This is a genomic window from Arthrobacter sp. YC-RL1, assembly GCF_001454985.1.
GTDB classification, from domain to species: domain Bacteria; phylum Actinomycetota; class Actinomycetes; order Actinomycetales; family Micrococcaceae; genus Glutamicibacter; species Glutamicibacter soli.
This window is the reverse complement of sequence record NZ_CP013297.1, coordinates 807666-829246: the sequence shown is the minus strand read 5'-3', so window position 1 is coordinate 829246 and position 21581 is coordinate 807666. Positions and strand designations below refer to the sequence as shown.

The window sequence follows — 21581 nt, the reverse complement described above, 5'->3', positions numbered from 1 at the left end:
CTCCTTGGGTTGGGTTAGAAGCTCTGGAAAGCCATGCTTGGCGCGCGGGTGAATGCCGCGCGTTCCTCGCTGGTGTTTTCTATGGTGAAATTTGCAAGGTGGGGCAGGTAGCGGTCATCGGAATATTCCTTGACCTCGCCTGACCCGGATGAGGTGATGCGCCGTTCGCGCAGCAGCGGCGTACCGGCAGGCACTTCCAACAGCCTGCTGTCCTCGCCGTCGGCGGCCACCGCATCGATGATGTGCTTGCCGCGGCTCAGGTCCACACCCTGCCCGCGCAGGTAGTTGAAGATCGACCCGGAATCCGTGTCGAAGTCGAAAAGCAGCCGTCCGGCGTCGGGGGCGAAGCTGGTGCGTTCGATCATTGCCGGGGTGCCGTCCAGCAGGCGCAGGCGCAGCACCTGGACGATCATCGTGCCCGGGGCGAGCCCCAGCTGCCCGGCCGCTTCGTCCCCGGCGGGGCGGCGCGCCAGTTCCAGCGTGCGCTGGCCGGGAACGCGTCCCACCGAATGCGCCCATTCGGTGAAGGACATGAAGGTGCTGAAGGACTGCGAGCGCACCGCATGGGCAACGACCGGGGGCTTGCCCTGGCCGCCTGCGATCAAACCTTCGGAACGCAGCGTAGCCAGGGCGTGGCGCACGGTGCCCCGTGAAGCGTTCGCCAGGGCGCACAGCTCCGTCTCGCTGGGAATCGGGTCCCCTTCCAGCCATTGCCCGCAGGCGATCCGCTCACGCAGATCCGCGGCCAGCACCTGGTGCTTGGGTTGGTTCTTTTTCTGGATCACCACTTGATCATACAAGTGGATCCGGCGTGAAATCAGTGGTTTTTCCGGCTTCGGGGTGAAGCTTAGGTTAACGAAAATTAACCAAGTTGAACACTCGGGAAACTTGTCTGAACAAGTGCCAATCTGGCTTGAAATCGCCCGGCCAGGCCACGGATGATCAATTCCGTGATGAACGAAAACACTTCCCTCCCCACCGCTTCCCAGCCGATCCAGACCGACGTCCTGGTGGTCGGCGCAGGCATCATCGGCCTGGCCCACGCAGCCCGCGCACTGGACGCCGGCTACACCGTCACCGTCATCGACCGCGACCACCGCTCCGTCGGCGCTTCGGTGCGCAACTTCGGGCACGCCTGCATCACCGCGCAGTCCGGCGACCTCTACGACATCGCGCAGGCGGGCCGTCCGCTATGGCTCGACTACTCCCGGCGCGCAGGCTTCTGGGCCGCCGAGGCCGGGGCCGTCGTGGTGGCCGCGACCTACACCGAGCTGCAGGTGCTCAGCGAGCTGGCCGCGGTGCGCGAGTCCGGGCAGATCACCCTGCTCTCCGCCGACGAGGTCGCCGGCGTGCTCGGCCGAGACACCACCGAGGGAATCGCCGGCGGCGCCCGGCTGCGCGACGACCTGCGCGTCGACCCGCGCACCACCGTGGCGAAGCTGGCCGCCTGGCTGGATGCTCAGGAGCGCGGATCGGTGCTGTGGAACACCGCGGCACTGGGCTTCGGCGCCGGCTCCGCCCGCCGCGCCCGCATCGAGACCAGCCGCGGCCCCATCGAGGCGGACCAGGTGTTCGTCTGCGTCGGCCATGACGTCGACTACCTCTTCCCGCAGCTGGCCGAAGACCACAAGGTCCGCCGCTGCGCCCTGCAAATGGCACGTTCGACCCCGGACCAGCCGCTGGACCTCGGCCCGGCGGTGCTGACCGCCACCTCGATGCTGCGCTACGAGGCGTTCACCGAGGTCCCCTCCGCCGCCAAGCTGCGCGCGGAAGTCCGCGAGAACCAGCCCCACCTGCTGGAGGTGGAAGCCAACGTCATGTTCACCCAGCGGCCGGACGGCTCGCTGCTGCTGGGCGACTCGCACACCTACGACCTGACCCAACCCCCGTTCCTGAAGGAGACCACTTCGACCTCACTGCTGCAGAGCATCGAGAAGATCCTGAACACCCCACTGGAAATCGAAGAGCGCTGGCAGGGCGTCTACGCCTCCAGCGAAGTCGGCCCGCTGCTGATCGCGGACGTCGTCCCCGGCGTCACCGTGGTCTCGGTGACCGCAGGCGTGGGCATGACCCTGTCCTTCGGCCTGGCGGACCGCAATGTCACCGACCGTCTCACCGCCCGACAGCCGCTGGCTGCCGCGGCCCGCTAAGCACCACCCCACTCGCAACAGACTTTTCTTATACAGGAGCATCCCCATGAAGCTTTCCCGCGCACTTCCCCTGGCAGTTGTCGCCGTCGGTCTGCTGGCCACCACCGCCTGCGGCGCTTCCGAGGCCAACGGCAGCACCAGTACCGAGGCCTCCGGCGCCCCGGCCTACTGCGCCGACGGCCCGATCAACTTCGGCATCGAGCCGTTCGAGGATCCGGCCAAGCTGGAACCGGCCTACGGAGTGCTGGCCGACGCCATGGAACGCGAACTCGGCTGCGAGGTCGAGGTCCAGGTTGTGGAGGACTACTCCGCAGAAGTCCTGGCCATGCGCAACGGCAAGCTGGACCTGGGCCAGTTCGGCCCGGTCGGCTACGTGTTCGCCAGCGAGCAGGCAGGCGCCGAGCCGATGGTCTCCTTCGGCACCGCCGACGGCAAGCTGAGCACCTACACCGCGGGCATCTGGGTCCCGAAGGACTCCGACATCAAGACCGTGGACGACCTGCGCGGCAAGGACCTGGCCCTGGGCGGGGTCGGTTCCACCTCCGGCGACGTGCTCCCGCGCTACGCGCTGAAGACCGCGGGCATTCCGGAAGACGAGCTGAACATCAACTACGCCGGCGGCCACCCCGAGGCGCTGCTGGCCCTGGTCAACGGGACCGTGGATGCGGCCCAGATCAACACCCAGACGCTGGCCACCGCCAAGGCCGAAGGCACCTTCAACCCGGAGGACTTCCGCCAGGTCTGGACCTCCGAGCCGATCCCGAACGACCCGATCACCGTGCGCCCGGACGCCGATCCGGAACTGAAGAAGGCAGTCAAGGACGCCCTGCTGAACCTGCCGAAGGAAGACATCGAGCAGGTCGGCAAGTTCCTGGACGTGGACCCGGCCGGACCGCTGCTGGAAGTCACCAAGGAAACCTACAAGCCGTTGTTCGACCTGGCCTCCGAAATGGGCCTGACCGAGAAGGACATCTAAATGGAACAGGCAGCACTGAAGGTCAGCTCGCTGGCCAAGTCCTACAACGGGCGCCGCGTCCTGGACGACGTGGACTTCGAGGTCAAGCGCGGCGAGCTGGTTGCCTTCCTCGGCGCCAACGGCTCGGGCAAGTCAACCACGCTCAAATGCGTGGCAGGGCTGGCCGAACCGGATGCCGGGCGCATAGAGCTGGAGGGCGCCCAGCTCTCCGAGTTCAGCGGACGCCAGCTGCAGCTGGCCCGCAGCAAGGCCGCCATGGTCTTCCAGAAGATCCATCTGGTCCCGCGCCGCACCGCGCTGGACAACGTCTGCGCCGGAGCGCTGGCGCGCGTCAACTCGCTGGCCTCGGTCTCCCCGCTGTTCTTCTCCCGCGAACTGCGTGAGGAAGCCATGGGCTGCCTGGAACGCGTAGGCATGGCAGACCGTGCGCTGGACCGCGTGGGACGCCTCTCCGGCGGACAGCAGCAGCGCGTTGCAGTGGCCCGGGCCCTGTGCCAGCGCGCCAGCGTGCTGCTGGCCGACGAGCCGGTCTCCGCGCTGGATCCGAACGCCGCCGAGCACGTCATGGAGCTGCTCGCCGAGCTGGCCCACAACGAGAACCTGGCGGTGGCCGCGGTGCTGCACCAGCCGGATTTGGCGCTGCGCCACGCTGACCGCGCGATCGGCCTAATGCACGGGCGCATCACCTTCGACGGCCCGGTCGCCTCCCTGAACCAGAATGTGCTCGACACCCTCTACTCCCCCGAAAGGAACGCGGCATGAGCATCCAGACTCCTCCCCGCCCGCTGGACACCGCCTTGGAGTCCGCTTCCGTCCGCACGCCGGCCCCGGCCAAGCTGCCAGTTCCCGCCGACCCGCACCGCGGGCGCAAGGCCATGCTGTGGGGCACGGCCACCGCCGTGATCGTGGTGCTGCACCTGCTCGCGGTGGCCGGCACCGACTTCGACCCGACGCTGCTGGTCGACGGCTGGCAGGGCATGGCCCGCTTCGTCTCCGGCGCCTTCCCGCCGAACCTCGACTGGGAAGAAGTCATCAAGCCCGGCCTGGACGCCACGCTGGTGACCCTGTGGATCGGCCTGCTGGGCACCACGCTGTCCATCCCGAGCGCGCTGCTGCTGGCGGTGCTGGCTTCGCGCACCACCTCCCCGCACCCGGTGGCCTACCAGATCTCCCGCGCCATCCTCTCCTTCTTCCGCGCGGTGCCGGACATCGTGTTCGCGCTGATCTTCGTGACCGCCGTGGGCCTGGGCCCGTTCGCCGGCGTGCTGGCGCTGATCTGCCACAACACCGGCGTGATGGGCAAGCTCTGGGCGGAGTCCATGGAGGAAACCGACCAGGGCCCGCAGGACGCGCTGGCCACCGCGGGCGCCTCGCGCCTGCAGCAGATCACCCACGGCTCGCTGCCGCTGGTCATCCCGCAGTTCGTCGGCCTGCTGCTCTACCGCTTTGACGTCAACGTCCGCTCCTCGCTGGTCCTGGGCCTCGTCGGCGCCGGCGGCATCGGCCTGCTGATCAACCAGGCCATCAAGTCCTTCCAGTTCGACACCATGCTGACCCACATCATCATCGTGCTGATCCTGATCATCGTGGTCGACCAGGCCTCCGGTTTCATCCGCCGCAAGCTGGCCGTCTAACCGTCGGCACCTGCCGGAACAACGCAGCGCCGCCCCCGAACTGGAACGAGTTCGGGGGCGGTGCTGCGTTGTGCTGGGCGGGAGTAGACACCCGCAGTGCGTTTGCCGAACTAGCCGGCCGTCGACAGCGCCTTGCGCCGGCGCAGGATCGCCAGCCGCGAGGCGACCAGGCCCTGGCGCGGGCTGAAGAGGTAGACCGCAACAAAGATCAGACCCTGCGCCAGCACCACCATGCCGCCGGTGGAGGCGTCCAGGTAGTAGCTCACGTAGACGCCGAGCACCCCGCCGGACGCGGCCAGCACGGGAGCGATCACCAGCATGGTGCCGAAGCGGTCGGTGAGCAGGTACGCGGTGGCACCCGGGATGATGAGCATGGCGACCACCAGGATCACCCCGACTGCCTGCAGCGCCACCACCGAGGTCATGGCCAGCAGGCCCAGCAGCACTGCGCCCATGAGCTTCGGGTTCATGCCCAGAGCGTGCGCATGGGTGGGGTCGAACGCATAGAGGGTGAAGTCCTTGCGCTTGAGGATCAGGATCATGAAGGTGATGGCACCGATAATCAGCACCTGCCACAGGTCCGCAGCTGAAACGCCCAGCAGGTTGCCGAAGATGATGTGGTTCAGATCCACTTGGCTCGGCGTCACAGAGATCAGCACCAGGCCGAAGGAGAACAGCGTGGTGAACACGATGCCGATGGCGGCGTCCTCCTTGAGCCTGGAGGTATCGCGCACTCCTCCGATCAGGGCGACGGCGAGGAAGCCGAACACCAGGGCGCCCAGCGCGAAGGGAGCCCCGACGATGTAGGCCAGCACGACGCCTGGGAGCACCGCATGGGAGACGGCGTCGCCCATCAGCGACCAGCCGATGAGCACCAGCCAGCAGGACAGGATGGCGCACAGCACCGCGGCGATGATCGTGACGGCCAACGCGCGGAGCATGAAGGTGTAGGTCAGCGGTTCGACCAGCAGTTCAATCAGGTTCACTGTCCGCCTCGTTTCATCGGGTCCAGGCCGAAGGCCATGGCCAGGTTTTCGGGTTGCAGCACGCGGGTGGGGTCCCCGTGCATGAGCACCCTGCGCATCAGCAGGATGGCTTCGTCGGCCAGCTGGGGCAGCGCGTGCAGGTCATGGGTGGAGACCAGCACCGTTCCGCCGTCGTCCGCGACGTCCCGCAGCAGCTTGGTGATGGTCGCCTCGCTGCGCTTGTCCACGCCGGCGAACGGCTCGTCAAGCAGCATGATGCTGGCTTCCTGGGCGATGCCGCGGGCCACGAACGCGCGTTTCTTCTGCCCGCCGGAGAGCTGGCCGATCTGCCGCCCGGCGTAGGCTGTCAGCTCGACGCGATCCAGCGCTTCGTCGACCGCCCGCTGGTCGGCCTTGCGCGGACGGCGGGTGAAGCCCATGTGCCCGTAGCGGCCGGTCATCACCACCTCCCGCACGGAGATGGGAAAGTCCCAGTCCACCGCCTCGTTCTGCGGGACGTAGCCGATCATGCCCTTCTTCCGTGCCTGCTGCGGATCCTGTCCATTGATCTGGACGCTGCCGGTATCCGGCTTGATCTGGCCCATGATCGTCTTGAAAAGCGTGGACTTGCCGGAGCCGTTCATGCCCACCAGCCCGCAGACCATACCCCGTCCCAGCTGCACGGTGGCGTGGTCGAGCGCCTGGACCGGGCCGTAGTGGACGGTGGCGTTCTGGACGTCGATGGCCCATGGATGCTCCGCTTGGCTGCTCATGGCAACTCTCCCTTCAATGCGCGGGCGATGGTGCGGGTGTCGTGGGTGATCAAGTCGAGGTAGGTCGGCACGGGCCCGTCGGCGGCCGACAGCGAGTCGACGTAGAGCGTCCCGCCGTAGACGGCGTCGGTGGACTCCACCACCCGCTGCATGGCGGCGTCCGACACCGTGGATTCGCAGAACACCGCTGGCACCTGCCGTTCGCGCACGGCGTCGATGGCCGCGGCCACCTTGCGCGGAGTGGCCTGCGATTCCGCATTGACCGCCCACAGGTACTTCTCCGTCAGCCCGACATCGCGGGCCAGATAGCTGAAGGCGCCTTCGCAGGTCACCAGGGTCCGGTGGGATTCGGGGATCTGCGCGAGCGAGGCGGCCAGCTCGTCATGCACGGCCTGGAGCTTGCTCTGGTACTGCGCGGCGTTGGCGCGGTAGTCAGAGGCGTGTTCCGGGTCCAGCTCGCTGAACGCCTCGGCAATGCGCCCGGCGTATTTCTGCACGTTCAGCGGACTCATCCAGGCGTGCGGGTTCGGTTTCCCCGAGCCTTCCTCGTCCGCGATGTCGATGACCTCGACGCCGTCACTGACCGTGACGTGCGGGGCGGGGTTGTCGGCCACGAATTGCGCGAACCACGCTTCGAGGTTCAGCCCGTTGTCAAGGATCAGGTCAGCGCGCGAGGCCCGGCGCAGGTCGTCCGGTGTCGGTTCGTAGCCGTGGATCTCGGCGCCCAGCCGGGTCACCGATTCCACCCGCAGGTGCTCCCCTGCCACGTTCTGCGCGATATCTGCCAGCACCGTGAACGTCGTCAAGACCACCGGTCGGTCATCGGGCTCCACTGGCTGCGGTTCGGCGGCGGTGCCGCCGGAGCAGCCCGCGAGAAACAGCAGCATCAGCGGCACAATCCCGAGGCGCCGCAGCAGGCCCTGGCCCCGCCGCCGGCGCGAGTGAGTTTTCACCAACAACCCTCGAATCCTTTTCCCTGCGCTCGCACGGCCTCGTTGCCGCGAAAGAGGGGGCTCACGTTCCACCCCCTCATAGGATAATGTTTGAGGGGTCAAACATTCAATTCGACTGCGCTGACGGGCAACCCTCCACGCGAACCGAGGCCACCCGGGCAAGGGAGCCAGAGAAGAAAAACAGGCCCCGGAACGCGCGGCTGAAGCGGCGTCGTTCCGGGGCCTGTTCACGTTCCATCCCCAGCGTGCGGGCTGCGAGGCCCGCTAACGCAGGGCGCTGAGGTCCAGCGGCTTGTTGTTCGCGGCGTTGCCGTAGACCTCGACATGGACGTGGTCCATGTGGCGGGTGGTGTCGTTCCAGTTGCCGGTGAACTGGTTTCCGTACTTGCCGGAGGTGGAGTAGGCAGTCCATCCGGTGGTTGGAAGCCAGATCTCGTCCTGCCAGATCAGGTAGGAGACACCCAACTGGTCGCGGTTGTCGAGCAGGAACTGCGCGATCTTGTCGCCGTTGGCCACACCCGTTGCGGTCTTGTAGTTGCGGATCATCAAATCGGCGGCCTTGCCGCTGCTGTGCCCGATCGAGCCGCTGCGCAACGTATAGATGGCGCTGATGCTGTCTGCGAAGCGGTCCTTGACCGCGTTGATGACCTTCTGGGTGTCGGGCTGCACCGAAACGGTGGCCTTGGTGCTCAGGTAGTCGTCCTTGATCCATCCGCTGCCCAGGCTGGTGACCACGTTGGCCCAGCCGTTCGAGGTCTTCAGGTAGGTGACCTTTTCGCCCAGCGCCACGACGCCCTTGGACGCGTACTGGGTGCCCGCACCGGTGCGCAGGTTGACGCTGGCGGTGGTCCAGCGGTAGCTGGCGTTGGGAGTGGCTGGCGGGTCCGATGGCAGCGGCAGGCTCGGCTTGGATGCCGAGAGGTAGGCTCCCGACACCCAGCCGGTTCCGAGCCGGCTCTTCACGCGGATCCAGCCGTTGGCCGAACCCAGGGCGGTGACCTTTTCATTCGTGGACAGCACACCCAATGACTTGGTGTTCACCGAGTTTCCGACGCGCTGGTTCACGTTGGTGGTGGCCCAGTACGGCTTGCTGGCGATCACGGCGTAGGCCGAGTTCGTCAGCGTGGAGGTTGGAACCCATCCGGTGCCCTTGGAGGTCTTGACCTTCGACCACGAGCCGCTGGTTGCGTAGAGGCTGAGCTTCTGGCCGGCAGGTATGGTGCCCAGCGACTTCGCGGAGGACGAGGCCGTGGTGCGCACCGCCGTTGCGTCCATGCTCCAGCGGGTGCCGATGACCTTGTCCACGACCGGGGCCTTGGAGCTCAGGTGTTTTGTCGGAACCCAGCCGGTCCCCTTGGAGGACTTGACGCGGGTCCAGCCGTTGGCGGAGCCGATGGCGGTGACCTTCTGGCCCTTTGCCAGGGAGCCCAGCGACTTCGAGCTGCCGGTGTTCGACGCGCGCAGCGTGGTGCCGGAGGTGGCCCAGTAGGACTTGCTGGAGATCGGCGTGTAGGCCGTGGTGACGAGCGAGGAGGTGGGAACCCATCCGGCGCCCTTGGCGGTCTTGACCTTCGACCACGAGCCGCTGGTCGAATACAGGCTCATCTTCTGGCCGGCGTAAGCGGTACCCAGGGACTTGGCCTTGGTCGAGGCGGTGGCGCGGACGACGGTCTTGTCGGTGGTCCAGCGCGAGCCGATGACCTTTTCGACCACCGGGGCCTTGGCCAGCAGGTTCTTCGACGGCACCCAGCCGGTGCCCTTGGAGGACTTGATCCGGGTCCAGCCGTTGGAGGTGCCGATGGCGGTGACCTTCTGCCCCTTGGCGATGCTGCCCATACTCTTGCTGCCAGAGGAGTTCGCCGACTTCAAGGCGAGATTCGCCCCGGCCCAGTAGGACTTGCTGGAGATCGGCTTGTAGGCGGTGGCCACCACCGAGGAGACCGGCACCCAACCGATTCCCTTGGAGGTCTTGACCTTGGCCCACGAGCCGCTGGTCGAGTACAGGCTCAGTTTCTGGCCAGCCGGGATGCTTCCCAGCGACTTCGCCTTGGACGACGGGGTCGCGCGGACAATGGTGGTATCGATGCTCCAGCGCGAACCAATCACCTTCAGCGGTGCGGTGGCGCCCAGATGCTTGCTCTGGATCCATCCGGTCTTGCCCGAGACCGACACCGAGCTCCAGCTGCCGTAGTTGCGCAGCCACTGGACCTTTGCGCCGGCGGCGAGGATGGCGACCTTGGCGGAGCTGGTCGAGGTGCTCTTGTAGATCGGCTGCTTGGTCTTGGCCCAGCGGTAGGCAACAGCCGGCGCGCTGCTCTTGAGCTGGTTCGTGGGCACGAATCCGGTCTTGCTGCCGGACTTGATCTTGGTCCAGGAGCCTGAGGTACCCAGGCGCTCGACCTTGGTCCGGCGCTGCAGCGCTCCGAGCGACTTCGCCTTGGACGACGGGCTCTGCCGCAGCACCTGGTAGGAGCTCAGGTAGCGGTAGGTCTTGGTCTTCGAGGTGGAAGTTGCTGGAACGTTGGTGAGGAACTTTGCCGAGACCCAGCCGGTTTTGTTGCCGTAGCTGGTTTTCGACCATCCGTTGCTCGTGGCGCTGACCTTGACGGTGGCGTTCTTCGGAATCACCAGCAGCGATTTGGACGAAGCGCTGGCGCTCTGCCGCAGGTTCAGGTTCTGGATGGTTTTCTTGCTGACGGTTTTGACCGCGGCGGCAAGTGCTACTTCCTGGGCGGAAATGATGCTCGGCGCGGCGGCGGCCGGGATCACGGGGCTCAGGCATAGTGACAGCGCCAAGGCAAGGCCTAGCGCGCGAGTGCGACGGGGCATCTGGGTTCTTTCGGTCAGATCCTCACTGATCGGTGAGGTCGGAAACTGGACGACAGCTGCCCGTCGGTAGTCCTCCAGTTACGGCTGCCACTCCTAGAATGACATACCCAGAGAAAATACAGTATTTGCACACTCGAAATTCACTTAGTTGTTTTGATGTATACAAACGCGGTTTCCGAACCGGGCTCGATTTCCGTTCGCCCTGCATCCTGGATCACCGGCCCCGCGGCTTGTACGCGGAGCCGCTCGAAGTCTTCATCGGACAGGTGCTGGATCCCGACCGGCGCATGGGCGGACAACCAGCGTTCGATGCGCTCGCCTTGTTCCTCGGTCAGCCAGGCGAACAGCGCGTGCGCGCTCTGCGCCGCAGCCTTGCCGGTGGACATCTGCAGTGATTTTCTGATGCCGATATTGACCTCCGCGACCAGCACCTCGTTGCTCTTGGGCAGTTGCGTGCCGGACACCTGTAGTTTGGCGATGAGTTTCGGCAGGTCGTTCGCCGGCAACGGCGGCAGGCCCACGGCTTGGGCCTTGCCGACCTGGCTCACCATCGCTTCGGTGAACACCTCCAGCACCTTGGAGAACATCTTGGGATTGGCGCGCCGCACCGATTTGGCAAATGCCTGCTCCGACCAGGTCTGCCATTCAGGTTCATGCGGCGAGCGGAGGTAGGCGATGACAGCTGCGCGGGCAACTGCTGAGAGGCCCTCGTCCTCGGTGGACGGATCTTCCTTGTCGATCCGCAGGATGATCGCTTGAACCAGTTCATCCGGATCGCGTTCGCGCAACTCACTCATGGAATCATTCTATTCAAAGCGCGCGGGGCCTCTCACCAACACCGGTTGCAGGGTCCCTGACCCTAGCTGCTCAGGAACGTGACCGTAATGCGCGCCTGCTGCGCGGCGTAAACCGCATGCAGGACGTTGGCTTCAACGAAAATGGAGCCTCCGATGCCCAACGTGGAGGTTGCGCCGCCAACGGTGAAATCAACTTCGCCGCTGATCACTTGGACGATGATCGGTGTGCGCGCCATGTGGTCCGGAAGCTCCACCCCTGCATCGAAGGCGATTTCGGTGATCTGGGCCTTCTCCCCCGCGAAAATGCGCTTGGCGGCGTACTTGCCGGGCTTGATCGGATTCCGTTCGGCATAGTCCTGGATTGTCCGGGCGATCAGCACCGAATCGCTCGCATCCGACGTATTCTGGCTCATGGCTAGTTCCTTCCGTAATTCATGGTGCGCAGGGAGATAATCATCCGACGAGATCGGCTAGTACCTTCGTCCCCTGACCTTGTGGACAATCAACAAGACGACGCTCGTCAGCATGGCAGTAGCGAGGCTGACCAGAACAGGGATCTGCCATTCTTGCTTAACTAGGGCATCGGAAGTGCCGCTCACGAGCGCGCCGAGAATGCTCCCGACACCGCGCTCCGTGCCTTGGCCGACCGCGGCGACACTCTCGAACAGCGCGGGCGTGATCCACTGGATCACGAGCGAGAGAATCCAGATCAGCAAATTGGCGGCCTTCAGGAACCCCAGGACTCCCAGCACCAGGCCGAGGACTACCGGCCCGGCATACCAGAGATATTGCGCGTAGGACTGCGCTCCGGAAACGAGGGAAGCCACGACCTGCAGCCAGTAGCTGATGCCCACGGCGATCAGCGCAACCAACGGGGCCGCTGCAATGAGCTTGAGCTTGACGATCAGGTAGTACAGCGCTTGGAACACGGCAAACAGGGTGCCAAGGAAATACAGGTGGCGCACCGAGTCCGCAGAGATCTCCCCGTCGAATAGTCCCGGTTCGACCACGTACGTCGCTTGGAATGCCAGCGCGATAAACCCGAGCACCACGCCGACATCGGTCACCACGGCGAATTTAGTACCGCCGTGCCCAACCCTGCGGGCGAAGAATGCGCTGAGCAGGGTCGCCATGGAGAAGACGAGCAGCAATCCGAGTGCGTCGTTCGAAGTGTAGGGAAGAATTGCTTGGTCTTCGTAGCCGATCCACAGCCACGGAAGGACGGCGAACGCCACGATCAGCAGCCCGGCCACCAGCTGCATCCACCAGCTTTGCCAGACGCCTGCGGTTGATCTCAACATTGCTCCTTCGAGTCCCCCAGTGTTCTTCTGGACTCATTCTTCCAGAGCTCAGGGCAACCTGTACGGCTTCAGGCCAGCGTTTCGCGAGCCCCGGAGCAGGAATGGCAAGACAAACGAGCGGCTCGGAGGTATTCCCTCAAGGGTGGAATACCTGCGAGCCGCTCGCGAATTCTATTCACCATGGTTCGATACGGGTGGTCGAAGCGCACGACAACGTTACAGATGACTTTGGTCTGGAACGTGCCGGTGAAAGTCGTTCTCGGCGGTAGCTCTTGACGACTTCAACTACGTTTATTCAACTACAGACCAGTCAGGGTGCGCAATACGCATCATCATGGTTGATCAATATGATCAATCTCGGCCCATCTCGTTTGCGTCGATCCGTCACTTTGCCGGCACTGCTCGAAAACCCTCCCGGAAGGGGCGTTCCGAACGGTGTTGACCTTGACGCAACGTCAACCTATAGCGTTTCCATATGGATAAGATTCGCCGAGAGAAACACCCGGACACGAGTTACAGCATCTCCGAGGTAGCCAAGTCGACCGGGGTGACCAGCAGAACCTTGCGGCACTACGACCACATCGGCCTGCTTCGTCCGGCATTCGTGGCTGACAACGGCTACCGGCATTATGGCCAGCACGAGCTGGTCCGCTTGCAACGGATCCTGCTGCTGCGCCAATTGGGCCTGCGGCTGGACACCATCTCCGAGGTGCTCGATTCCAAAACGGAACAGATCCAGGCGCTGGAAATCCATGTCAAAGACCTGGATCGGCAGCGGGAAAACATAGACCGTCAGATCAAGGCCCTGCGCCACAGCATTAGCGCACTATCGAAAGGGGAAACAGTGAATCTCGATTCGGCCTTCGAAGGGTTCAACGAGCAATACAAGGAAGAAGTCGTCGCCCGGTGGGGCTCGGAAGCCTACGAGCGTTCCGATCAATGGTGGCGCTCGAAGAGCGGCGCCGAGCGAGCCGACATGATGGAACAGGTCAAGGAGCTGAACCACGCGTGGGTACAGGCTGGCGAAGACGGAATCTCCGCCGACAGCGACGCCGCACGCCTGCTGGCTTCCCGGCACGTGCAGTGGCTGGCGTCCATACCGGGCACCCCGGCCGCTTCCGGCGACCCGGCGCAGTTGCGCGCGTACGTGCTGGGACTTGCCGACATGTACGTCGCTGATGAACGCTTCGCCAAGAACTATCAGGGGCACGCACCGTTCGTCCGCGATGCCCTGCATTCGTTCATGAATGAAGAGGAGCACTAGCAATCAGGTGCTTCGGCATACGTCTCGAAGACTCTGCCGGAGCGCCCGCTATGATTCCCTCTCGATTTCCTCGCGCGCTTGGGCATAGCGAGTCTGGATGTATTCCTCCAGCTTTTCGCGTTCCACGCGCCACACTCCCCTGCCTCCGATTTGGATGGCTGGCAGCTCTCCACTCTTGATCAACGCGCGGATCTGCGGAAGCTTGACGTTCAGCTCCTCGGCAACGTCTTCTAATCGCAAGAACCTCATGGCATCAGATTACTGTCATTTGCTGAAGTTAGATCTGATTCGACGCAACCTGTGCATAACGTGTTCCCTACGCCACAATTTATGCCGTTGCTGCCCCTGCGAGCACCGCGCACGCAACAAACCGGTCAGTCCGTGCAACACGCTTGGGAGATACTGGTCATTTTGACTAAAATCTATTTGTAGCACTCGCGATCTTCACGCACACGCCGTCATAGGAGACCACAGATGAATTCGGATACGTATCAGCTCGATGAAACCGACCGACGTATCCTTCTGGCCCTCGATGCCGATCCGCGTGTTCCCATCATGATGCTCGCCCAGCAGCTTGGACTGGCCCGAGGCACCGTGCAGTCCCGTTTGGAGCGGCTGGCGAACTCCGGCGCCCTGCGTCCGAATACTGCGCGTATTCTGCCGGCGGCCATGGGCCGCGGCGTCAGCGCGTTCGTCAGCGCGGAGCTGGACCAGGCCCGCCTGAACGAGGCGATCGCGGGACTGCGGCAAATCCCAGAAGTCCTCGAGTGCGTGGCTCCTGCCGGCGATACCGACCTGCTGATCCGCGTAGCCGCCACGGACCCCGACGACTTGTACCGGGTCAGCGAGGAAATTCGCCTCTGCCCGGGCATCACCCGCACCTCGACGTCAATGATCCTGCGCGACGTCATTCCGTTCCGCACCACCGAGCTGCTCAAGAAGTTGAGCGGCGAAAAGCACTAAGCCCGCATCTTTCACAACGGCCAGGCACCGCGTGCCTGGCCGTTAGTCTGTTACATGCTGGGGGATTCGTCCGGGCAGGTATTTCCGGGCCCTGAATACCTGGACCATGGAGGCGGCGCAGCAGATGGCGAGCAGCCCGATGAACAGCGCCGGGTGGGCCATCGGCCGCCACAGGGCGAACAGCGTGGGGAACGTGAAGCCGATGAAGCAGCACATGTAGAACCGTCCGGTCAGCTTGCCCAGATCCGCGGGACCTGCCAGATCCAGCACCTGGCTCAGCCCTGCGACCAGCAGGATTCCGTTCGCGGCGCCAGACACGACCGATGCCGCCATGCCCACGGCTTCGGAGCCGGTCAGCGAAACCACCAGCATCAGCAACAGGCCCGCCAAGGCGACGCCCAGCCCCCAGAGCAGCAGGCCGACCCGGCTGACATCGTTGAAACGGCGGATCAGCGGCTGGATTGCTGCGCCCATGCCCATCGTGACCACCACGGCGATCGTGGAATACAGCAGGCTGGATTGGCCCGGTTCGGCGGTCAGGGCGGGGACCACCGCGAACCCCGTGGCTGCCATCCCGAAGACCCAGGGGGCTGCGGGCAGCACCAGCCGGGTGAACCGCTTCATGTTCGCCATGCTGGTCCGCATCTGGTGCGCGGCAGGGGCAGCATCCGCCGGATCCACCTGGCGCAGGACGGCTGGCTGTTCCTCCTTGGCGGTGAGCATCAGCAGCAACCAGGCCAGCGTGGCGACCGCGTGGACAGCGTAGGCGAGTTCCGGGCTTTGGCTGGATCCGACAATCGCGCCGGAGATCGCCGGGCCGATGGCGAAGCCGGCCGAGGTGCACAGCGCCGCCCGGGTGGCGCCTGCCGGCCCGGGGCTGATCAGCTTGACCCAGCTGGTGACTGCCACCATGGCGAGCCCCATGCCCAGCCCGGTGAAGACGCGTCCGAGGTACAGGCCCGCTTCGGTGTACCAGCCGCCCATCAGGGCCAGGGATCCGAGCACCGAGAATGCCAGGGCCGCCAGCGTGAAGGGCTTTCGCCCGAAGCGGTCAGTCAGCGGGCCGCCGAACATCAGTGCAGGGATCATGCCGAGCAGATAGCTGCCCATGACCAGCATGGCTTCGAATTCGCTCAGCAGCCGTTGCTGCTGGTACCAGCTGATCAGGGAGACATACTGGTTGGCGCACCAGCCGGTGAGGATCAGGCAGATGCCGGGAAGCCACCACGAGGTGGTGCGGCGTGCGGTCTTGGAAAGTGCGATGCCTACTTCTCCAATTCGTGGAAAAGGCTGCGTACCCGGTCGGCGATTTCATCGCGGATCATGTTCATCCGTTCGGCGCCGGTGATGCCGTCTTCGCTCGGCTCGTAGGTGACCCAGCGTTCGGTCTTCACCTGCGGATCGAAGCTCGGATTGGCGTCGGTGCCGAGGATAACCACCCGGTCCACCGAGGCGGCCAGCGACGGATCGATGGGCTTGGGTTCGCCCTGGGCCATGTCCGCGCCGCACTCGGCCAGCGAGGCGACCGCTTCGTGATTGATCGAGGCACCGGGGTTGGTGCCGGCCGAATAGCTGGTGACCTTGCCGTCTGACACGTAATCCATCAGTGCCGCGGCCATCTGCGACTTGCCGGCATTGCGTGAGCAAATGAAGAGAACCGAAGGTGTAGTCATGAAAACAATTGAACCACCCAAAGCGTGCTTTGGGTGGTTCAATGTGCAACAGTGACGCTGGGGCGCCGGGATTCTCAGAGGGTCAGGTTTTTGCCGGTCTTGATCGTCTCGCCCTTGAAGAACGCCGGGTGGCGGACACGGCTGTAGAGCATGACCAGCACGCCCAGCAGCAGCACGCCGACACCGAGGATGAAGACCATGCCGATGCCGCCGATCTCCGAGCCCGAACCGTACTCCGGGTTCATGGAATCGACCGCGGTGACGAAGAACATCACCAGCAGGATGACGCCGCCCACCAGCGGAGCCAGGAACTTGAAGAAGAAGTTCCGGGCGTTGGCGAACAGCTCGCCGCGGAAGTACCAGACGCAGGCCAGCGCGGTCAGTCCGTAGTAGAAGCAGATCATCAGCCCGAGGGCGGTGATGGTGTCCCACAGGGCGTTTTCCGACAGCAGGCGGGTGACCACGTAGAATGCAGCGGCTGCGGCCGCCGAGACCACGGTGGCCACCGAGGGCGACATGTAGCGCGGGGAGATCTTGGCGAAGCTGCTCGGCAGCGCCTTGTAGTAGCCCATGGCCAGGATGGTGCGCGCCGGGGAGACCATGGTCGACTGCAGCGACGCCGCGGAGGAGGACATGATGGCCAGCGACATCAAGATGGCCAACGGGCCCATGACCGGTCCAGCCAGCACGGCGAAGATGGATTCCTGGTTGTCCGGGTTGCCGGCGCCCAGGCCGGTGGTTCCGACGCCGGCGAAGTACAGCACGGCGGTGGCGACGGCCAGGTACAGCGCGATGATGATCAGCACCGTCCAGGTGGCGCCGCGGCCCGGGACCTTGTTCGGATCGGTGGTTTCCTCGTTCATGGTCAGGGTGACGTCCCAGCCCCAGAATACGAAGATGGACAACGAGATGCCGGCGGCGAAGGCGGTGAAGGATTCCACGCCCATCGGGTTGAACATGTCCCAGGTGATTGGGGTGCGGTCGAACGGCGCATCAGCAGTGAAGGACATGATCGCGAACAGCAGCAGCACACCTACCTGGAAGCCCACCAGCACGTACTGGAAGACCTTGGTGGCGTTCATGCCCCGGTAGGAGATGTAGGCGGCGATGGCGATGAACACCAGCGTGGTCGGGATGTTGATCCACAGGTTCTTGGTCAGCGCCGCGATCCATTCCTGGCCGGTGAGCTGTGCGATGAGGATGTAGAAGAAGTCCACCGCCACCGCGGCCAGGTTGGAGAGCACGATCACCGTGGCGGCGATCAGGCCCCAGCCGCCCATCCAGCCGATCATGGGCCCGAAGGCCCGGGTCGCCCAGGTGAAGGAGGTGCCCGAGTCGGGCATGGCGTTGTTCAGTTCCCGGTAGCCCAGGGCCACGAGAAGCATGGGGATGAAGCCGGCGATCAGGATGGCCGGAAGGCTGGTGCCCACCTCGGCTACGGTCGCGCCGAGCCCGGCGGTCAAGGTGTACGCCGGGGCAATGCAGGAGATGCCGATAACGATCAGGCCCAGGACACCGACGGTGCCCTTGGACAGACCTTTTTCATGAAGTCCCGAATCGTTCGTTTCGGGAAGGCTATCCCGCCTCATTTCTTGTGACATTGTCAAAAACCTTTGGGAGTGTGCTCACCGTTGAGCCGCGGCAGTGCGCGCCGCCCTGGACGCTGTGTCAGGTATGCGGCAGGGCGGTCGACGGTGAGTGCGTTTTGGAGAGGATCCAAGGGATACGAATTTTTGATCGGCTTTCTACCGTGTTGATGGCAAGTGGGGAATGACGCCCATGGGGACGTTGAGGTGGCCGAGGATGCGATGCGCCTTCGGGCCGATGAACAGGCGGCGATGCGCCGCCAGGCGGGCCGAGCCGAGCAGGGCCAGATCTCCGGGCTGCCAGGACAGCTCGTTGATCGCGGTGTCGATGCTGCCGCTGGCGATGACCTCGACGCTCGCCTCGATGCCCAGTTCCTTCACCAGTTCATCGAGGTATTCGCGGATCCCGCGCACGTGGTCGTCGATTCCGGCGGAGCCTTCGGACACGTCGGCGTGGGCCACGAAATTTGCCACACGCAGCTTGATATTGCGCGCGTTGGCGACGCGGGCGGCCAGGGAGATGATCTCCTCGGCCCCGGGGCGGTCTCCGACGAACGCGGTCAGCCGGGTGATCTGCCCGCCTGCTTCGCGCAGGTTCTCCAAAGAGGCCGGTGAGGTCATGAAGACCGGCAGCGGCGAGGAGTGCAGCAGGGCGTTGGCGATGGCCCCGGGCATGAAGAAGCCGCCCAGATGGCGCTTGCGCCCTCCGAGCACGATTCCGTGGACTTCGAACTCTTCGCCGAGTTCGATCAGTCCTTCAGCGATGGACGACACGGAGCGCGCCACAACGCTGGCGCCGATTCCCTCGGGAACCAGCGCCAGTGCTTCGGCGGCCCACCGGTCCACCTGGGCGGAGAGAATGGTTTCATAACCATGGTCTCCGCCCGGGTAGACGGCGGTAAAGGGTGCGGCGGCAGGAAGAACGATGGCAATCTGCACGAATGCATCCTTCGTTCCGGCCACCACTGCGCTGGCCAACTCAATGGCCTCCGCGCCGCGTTCGTCGGCGGTGTAACCTACGAGCAGTTTCATCGTCTTAGACGGTGATCTTCGAGTCGGCCGGAGCGGTCAGGGTAGCCACGCCGTCGTAGGACTCGTCGTAGGAGGTTCCGTCGAGTTCCGCGAGAATGCGGGCCGCGTTGCGGCGGCCCATGCGTACTGCACCGTCAACGTGCTGGTAGCCTTCGCCGGCCAGGTCCGAGGAGGAGAAGTAGATCGGGCCAACGTTCTCGTTCTGGCTCGGGCCGAAGCGGTACAGGCCGCCCAAATCGTAGCTGGTGGCGTAGGCGCCGCGGGTCCACTCTTCGGAGCCGAAGTCGGAGAGGTAGAAGACCTTCGGATCCAGGGTCTTCTCGCCCAGGAACTCGGCCATGGCCTTCAGGATGGCTTCCTTGCGCTCGGCGTCGGTGTCCATGGCCCAGATCTTGTCGGCTTCCAGATCCGAGATGAAGCCGACGAGGGTGCCGGTGGATTCGCCGTCGAAGGTGTTGTCGTAGATTTCCTGGACCAGGTGGTTCGGGCCGAAGCAGGTGCCGGACAGGCCCTCTTCACGCCAGAACGGGGTGTCGTAGACCGCGTGCACCTTGATGACCAGGCCCATGGACTGGTGCTGGTGGGTGACGTGCTGCCAGCGAGGCAGCGGCGGGAAGTAGCTGATGCGGTTGTACAGGTTCGGCGGAACTGCCAGCACGGCCTTCTTGGCCTTCACGGTGACGTCGGCACCGTGGGCCACCACGCCGTCTTCGGACCATTCGAGCTTGAGCACCGGGTTCTCCAGGAACAGGGTGTCTTCCGGCAGGCGTTCGGCCACGGCGATGGACACGCCCTGCATGGAGGTCTTCATGCGGCGGTCCAGGATGAAGTCTTCGTCGACCAGGTTGTCGAAGGAGCCTGCGGAGGAGGCCATGAGCACTGCCTGCAGCGCGGAGAAGGTGTGGGCCGGCTTGGTCAGCATGCCGCCTGCGATGAACAAGCCGATGTTGTTGCAGGCCACCTCGTCGGAGGAGTTCTCGCGCAGGAAGTGGTGGAAGGAGATCTTGTCCAGCTCCTCGGCCTGCGGGTGCTCCCACGGCTTGTCCGGGTTCATGCCGGCGGCCAGCTCGTTCATGATCGCGATGAGCTTGTCCATCTCGGCCACGGTGGCTTCGCCAACCGGGAAGTCCTCGCCTTCGTAGATGATGGCTTCGCCGGCCTCGGTGCGGTAGACGCTCTTGCCCTGCTTGTAGCGCTCGAAGGTCTCGATGCCCAGTTCCTCGATCAGCGAGTACAGGCCGGTCTGGTCCGGGCTGATCCACTGGCCGCCGATCTCGATAGTGGCGCCGTCCATGGTGTCGGTCCAGGTGCGGCCGCCCACGCGGTCGCGGGCTTCGAGCACCGCTACGGACTTGCCGGCCTTGACCAGCTCGTAGGCGGCGGTCAGGCCGGAAGGACCTGCACCAATGACAACGACATCACGTTCGAGATGTTTCATAACTGCTCTCCTAGAACTATAAAATGAATTCAGTTCATTTATCTTTCCTATAGCATAGGGTACGAACACGATCTTGTGAAGTAACCCACGTCAGCTAGGGGATCATCAATGAGCGAAGAGGCGCCTCGCCGTGCGGGCAGACCGCGCAGAGCCGTGCTCACCCGGGAACGCATCACCAGCCACGCGCTGGAGCTGGCTTCCGCCGACGGCTACGAGGCCCTGACGATGCAGCGCCTGGCCAAATCCCTGGGCGTTGCCGCCTCGGCCCTATACAACCACGTGTCCTCTAAGCACGACCTGTTGCAGTGGGTCCAGGAACTGGTGATGACCGATGTGGACACCTCGGTCTTCGACACCCTGGCGATCTCCGAGGCGCTGGTTGAATGGGCCACGAGCTACCGGAATGTCTTCGCCCAGCACATTCCCCTAGTTCCGGTCATTGCGGTGCTCCCGGTGTCCGATTCCCCGCGCACCTTGAAGATGTATGAACGGGTCGCCGAGGCTTTGCGCGACTACGGGTTGAAGGACGAGGCAATCATCCCCACCATCGTGGCGCTGGAATCATTCATTTTCGGCTCGGCCATGGATACCGCCGCCCCGCACGACATCTTCGACGCGCGGGACCACAAGGATGCCACCCCGAACTTCACACAAGCAGTGTCCGATCAGCGCGCCACCGGGCGGAACACCAGCGACGACTCGTTCCAGCGCGGCCTGCAGGCCATGGTCGCAGGCCTCCTGGCGGCAGGGAGCGAAAAATGACTCAAGCCCACGACGCCGACGGGCCGCAGAAGAAGTCATGGCTGGCACGTATCACCGGCAAGCAGTGGACCTCGGTGGCGCTGGTCATCGTGGCCTTGGTGTTCATCTTGCAGAACCTGAATATCGTGCGCGTCGAATTCTTCCTGTTCCACACCGCCGCTCCGTTGTGGGCGATCCTGCTCATCACTTTGGCGGCGGGCTATGTGATCGGGAGATTCTCCAAGCGCCGGGACTAGTCGTCCAGGATCGCCCACTCCCCGACTTCTTCGTTGTCGGAGTCGAAGACGTCTTCCTGGGCGCCGGGAACGAGCGGATACATGGTGATCTTGGTGGACCAGTCACGCAGAATCTTCTGCAGCTCCTCCAACGGCTTCAGCTGCATATTCTCGGTGTCGAAATTGACTTCCAAAACAAAGCGCATGATGCACTCCCATCCCTCGCGTTGCGGCAATCCTATGCCCTGATTCGCTGAAATACGAGACTTG

General features: G+C 64.3%; 23 protein-coding genes. 8 read left to right on the top strand and 15 right to left on the bottom strand.

All coding sequences use genetic code 11. From position 1 onward, the window contains the following. Positions 1–14 precede the first annotated feature (14 nt). Complete coding sequence (locus tag ATC04_RS03850; RefSeq protein ID WP_047120906.1) at positions 15–785, bottom strand: GntR family transcriptional regulator; 771 nt, start codon at positions 783–785, stop codon at positions 15–17. 168 nt (positions 786–953) lie between these two features. Here ATC04_RS03850 and ATC04_RS03845 point away from each other — a divergent pair, with 168 nt between their 5' ends. Genes ATC04_RS03845 through phnE form a run of 4 tightly spaced genes read left to right on the top strand, consistent with a single transcriptional unit; the run spans position 954 to position 4760 of the window. Beyond that, positions 954–2150 (top strand): TIGR03364 family FAD-dependent oxidoreductase, encoded by a 1197-nt coding sequence (locus ATC04_RS03845; RefSeq protein WP_047120907.1) that lies wholly within the window; start codon positions 954–956, stop codon positions 2148–2150. Between the two features lie 46 nt (positions 2151–2196). Then, complete coding sequence (locus ATC04_RS03840) at positions 2197–3126, top strand: phosphate/phosphite/phosphonate ABC transporter substrate-binding protein (protein ID WP_047120056.1); 930 nt, start codon at positions 2197–2199, stop codon at positions 3124–3126. Continuing rightward, positions 3127–3888, top strand: a complete 762-nt coding sequence (locus ATC04_RS03835) for a phosphonate ABC transporter ATP-binding protein (RefSeq protein WP_047120057.1) — start codon at positions 3127–3129, stop codon at positions 3886–3888. Further along, the gene (gene phnE, locus ATC04_RS03830) at positions 3885–4760 is read left to right on the top strand and encodes a phosphonate ABC transporter, permease protein PhnE (protein WP_082123979.1); all 876 of its coding nucleotides are present in this window, start codon (positions 3885–3887) and stop codon (positions 4758–4760) included. Before ATC04_RS03835 ends, phnE begins: the two co-directional genes overlap by 4 nt. A gap of 110 nt (positions 4761–4870) precedes the next feature. Here phnE and ATC04_RS03825 read toward each other — a convergent pair whose 3' ends face one another. From ATC04_RS03825 to ATC04_RS03795, 7 genes are all read right to left on the bottom strand, one after another. Further along, complete coding sequence (locus ATC04_RS03825; RefSeq protein ID WP_047120058.1) at positions 4871–5746, bottom strand: metal ABC transporter permease; 876 nt, start codon at positions 5744–5746, stop codon at positions 4871–4873. Beyond that, entirely contained in the window at positions 5743–6498 is a 756-nt protein-coding gene (locus ATC04_RS03820) for a metal ABC transporter ATP-binding protein (RefSeq protein WP_047120059.1), read from the bottom strand. The genes ATC04_RS03825 and ATC04_RS03820 overlap by 4 nt, the downstream gene beginning before the upstream one ends. Then, the gene (locus ATC04_RS03815; protein ID WP_231735899.1) at positions 6495–7451 is read right to left on the bottom strand and encodes a metal ABC transporter substrate-binding protein; all 957 of its coding nucleotides are present in this window, start codon (positions 7449–7451) and stop codon (positions 6495–6497) included. The genes ATC04_RS03820 and ATC04_RS03815 overlap by 4 nt, the downstream gene beginning before the upstream one ends. A 264-nt stretch (positions 7452–7715) precedes the next feature. Next, positions 7716–10280 carry an SH3 domain-containing protein gene (locus tag ATC04_RS03810; RefSeq protein WP_082123980.1) on the bottom strand — a complete coding sequence of 855 codons (2565 nt, stop codon included), beginning with the start codon at positions 10278–10280 and terminating at the stop codon, positions 7716–7718. A gap of 140 nt (positions 10281–10420) precedes the next feature. Continuing rightward, the gene (locus tag ATC04_RS03805; RefSeq protein ID WP_047120061.1) at positions 10421–11077 is read right to left on the bottom strand and encodes an aminoacyl-tRNA hydrolase; all 657 of its coding nucleotides are present in this window, start codon (positions 11075–11077) and stop codon (positions 10421–10423) included. Positions 11078–11139: 62 nt separating this feature from the next. Next, on the bottom strand, positions 11140–11490 hold the full coding sequence (locus tag ATC04_RS03800; protein WP_052772483.1) for a cupin domain-containing protein: 351 nt from the start codon (positions 11488–11490) through the stop codon (positions 11140–11142). A 57-nt stretch (positions 11491–11547) separates the two neighbouring features. Then, on the bottom strand, positions 11548–12378 hold the full coding sequence (locus tag ATC04_RS03795; protein ID WP_047120062.1) for a hypothetical protein: 831 nt from the start codon (positions 12376–12378) through the stop codon (positions 11548–11550). Between the two features lie 475 nt (positions 12379–12853). On the opposite strand from ATC04_RS03795, the gene ATC04_RS03790 reads away from it, so the two are divergent. Next, the gene (locus tag ATC04_RS03790; protein ID WP_047120063.1) at positions 12854–13642 is read left to right on the top strand and encodes a MerR family transcriptional regulator; all 789 of its coding nucleotides are present in this window, start codon (positions 12854–12856) and stop codon (positions 13640–13642) included. Positions 13643–13690: 48 nt separating this feature from the next. Here the strand turns inward: ATC04_RS03790 and ATC04_RS03785 are convergent, their stop codons facing one another. Next, a complete protein-coding gene (locus tag ATC04_RS03785; RefSeq protein WP_047120064.1) occupies positions 13691–13891 on the bottom strand; it encodes a helix-turn-helix domain-containing protein in 201 nt (66 codons plus the stop codon). A 225-nt stretch (positions 13892–14116) separates the two neighbouring features. Here ATC04_RS03785 and ATC04_RS03780 point away from each other — a divergent pair, with 225 nt between their 5' ends. Then, entirely contained in the window at positions 14117–14605 is a 489-nt protein-coding gene (locus ATC04_RS03780) for an Lrp/AsnC family transcriptional regulator (RefSeq protein ID WP_047120065.1), read from the top strand. Between the two features lie 42 nt (positions 14606–14647). Here ATC04_RS03780 and ATC04_RS03775 read toward each other — a convergent pair whose 3' ends face one another. From ATC04_RS03775 to ATC04_RS03755, 5 genes are all read right to left on the bottom strand, one after another. Then, a complete protein-coding gene (locus ATC04_RS03775; protein ID WP_286158854.1) occupies positions 14648–15808 on the bottom strand; it encodes an MFS transporter in 1161 nt (386 codons plus the stop codon). Positions 15809–15870: 62 nt separating this feature from the next. Then, on the bottom strand, positions 15871–16278 hold the full coding sequence (locus ATC04_RS03770) for a low molecular weight phosphatase family protein (RefSeq protein WP_047120911.1): 408 nt from the start codon (positions 16276–16278) through the stop codon (positions 15871–15873). 74 nt (positions 16279–16352) lie between these two features. After that, positions 16353–17867 (bottom strand): APC family permease, encoded by a 1515-nt coding sequence (locus ATC04_RS03765; RefSeq protein ID WP_231735898.1) that lies wholly within the window; start codon positions 17865–17867, stop codon positions 16353–16355. 156 nt (positions 17868–18023) lie between these two features. Continuing rightward, positions 18024–18896 carry a universal stress protein gene (locus ATC04_RS03760; RefSeq protein WP_047120068.1) on the bottom strand — a complete coding sequence of 291 codons (873 nt, stop codon included), beginning with the start codon at positions 18894–18896 and terminating at the stop codon, positions 18024–18026. 4 nt (positions 18897–18900) lie between these two features. Next, positions 18901–20334: an NAD(P)/FAD-dependent oxidoreductase gene (locus tag ATC04_RS03755; protein ID WP_047120069.1), complete on the bottom strand. Its 1434-nt coding sequence runs from the start codon at positions 20332–20334 to the stop codon at positions 18901–18903. A gap of 108 nt (positions 20335–20442) precedes the next feature. On the opposite strand from ATC04_RS03755, the gene ATC04_RS03750 reads away from it, so the two are divergent. Beyond that, on the top strand, positions 20443–21096 hold the full coding sequence (locus ATC04_RS03750) for a TetR/AcrR family transcriptional regulator (RefSeq protein WP_082123982.1): 654 nt from the start codon (positions 20443–20445) through the stop codon (positions 21094–21096). Continuing rightward, positions 21093–21332, top strand: coding sequence for a hypothetical protein (locus ATC04_RS03745; RefSeq protein WP_047120070.1), 240 nt, complete (start codon positions 21093–21095; stop codon positions 21330–21332). Before ATC04_RS03750 ends, ATC04_RS03745 begins: the two co-directional genes overlap by 4 nt. On the opposite strand, the gene ATC04_RS03740 is transcribed toward ATC04_RS03745, so the two are convergent. Beyond that, a complete protein-coding gene (locus tag ATC04_RS03740; RefSeq protein ID WP_047120071.1) occupies positions 21329–21517 on the bottom strand; it encodes a hypothetical protein in 189 nt (62 codons plus the stop codon). The two genes, ATC04_RS03745 and ATC04_RS03740, sit on opposite strands and share 4 nt — an antisense overlap. Positions 21518–21581: the final 64 nt, after the last annotated feature.

What these genes read in the sequence shown, in the direction of transcription:
- ATC04_RS03845 (WP_047120907.1), top strand. Translation starts at nt 954, where the DNA reads ATGAACGAAAACACTTCCCTCCCCACCGCTTCCCAGCCGATCCAGACC.
- ATC04_RS03840 (WP_047120056.1), top strand. Translation starts at nt 2,197, where the DNA reads ATGAAGCTTTCCCGCGCACTTCCCCTGGCAGTTGTCGCCGTCGGTCTG.
- ATC04_RS03835 (WP_047120057.1), top strand. Translation starts at nt 3,127, where the DNA reads ATGGAACAGGCAGCACTGAAGGTCAGCTCGCTGGCCAAGTCCTACAAC.
- phnE (WP_082123979.1), top strand. Translation starts at nt 3,885, where the DNA reads ATGAGCATCCAGACTCCTCCCCGCCCGCTGGACACCGCCTTGGAGTCC.
- ATC04_RS03820 (WP_047120059.1), bottom strand. Translation starts at nt 6,498, where the DNA reads ATGAGCAGCCAAGCGGAGCATCCATGGGCCATCGACGTCCAGAACGCC.
- ATC04_RS03810 (WP_082123980.1), bottom strand. Translation starts at nt 10,280, where the DNA reads ATGCCCCGTCGCACTCGCGCGCTAGGCCTTGCCTTGGCGCTGTCACTA.
- ATC04_RS03805 (WP_047120061.1), bottom strand. Translation starts at nt 11,077, where the DNA reads ATGAGTGAGTTGCGCGAACGCGATCCGGATGAACTGGTTCAAGCGATC.
- ATC04_RS03800 (WP_052772483.1), bottom strand. Translation starts at nt 11,490, where the DNA reads ATGAGCCAGAATACGTCGGATGCGAGCGATTCGGTGCTGATCGCCCGG.
- ATC04_RS03795 (WP_047120062.1), bottom strand. Translation starts at nt 12,378, where the DNA reads ATGTTGAGATCAACCGCAGGCGTCTGGCAAAGCTGGTGGATGCAGCTG.
- ATC04_RS03790 (WP_047120063.1), top strand. Translation starts at nt 12,854, where the DNA reads ATGGATAAGATTCGCCGAGAGAAACACCCGGACACGAGTTACAGCATC.
- ATC04_RS03785 (WP_047120064.1), bottom strand. Translation starts at nt 13,891, where the DNA reads ATGAGGTTCTTGCGATTAGAAGACGTTGCCGAGGAGCTGAACGTCAAG.
- ATC04_RS03780 (WP_047120065.1), top strand. Translation starts at nt 14,117, where the DNA reads ATGAATTCGGATACGTATCAGCTCGATGAAACCGACCGACGTATCCTT.
- ATC04_RS03770 (WP_047120911.1), bottom strand. Translation starts at nt 16,278, where the DNA reads ATGACTACACCTTCGGTTCTCTTCATTTGCTCACGCAATGCCGGCAAG.
- ATC04_RS03765 (WP_231735898.1), bottom strand. Translation starts at nt 17,867, where the DNA reads ATGAGGCGGGATAGCCTTCCCGAAACGAACGATTCGGGACTTCATGAA.
- ATC04_RS03760 (WP_047120068.1), bottom strand. Translation starts at nt 18,896, where the DNA reads ATGAAACTGCTCGTAGGTTACACCGCCGACGAACGCGGCGCGGAGGCC.
- ATC04_RS03755 (WP_047120069.1), bottom strand. Translation starts at nt 20,334, where the DNA reads ATGAAACATCTCGAACGTGATGTCGTTGTCATTGGTGCAGGTCCTTCC.
- ATC04_RS03750 (WP_082123982.1), top strand. Translation starts at nt 20,443, where the DNA reads ATGAGCGAAGAGGCGCCTCGCCGTGCGGGCAGACCGCGCAGAGCCGTG.
- ATC04_RS03745 (WP_047120070.1), top strand. Translation starts at nt 21,093, where the DNA reads ATGACTCAAGCCCACGACGCCGACGGGCCGCAGAAGAAGTCATGGCTG.
- ATC04_RS03740 (WP_047120071.1), bottom strand. Translation starts at nt 21,517, where the DNA reads ATGCGCTTTGTTTTGGAAGTCAATTTCGACACCGAGAATATGCAGCTG.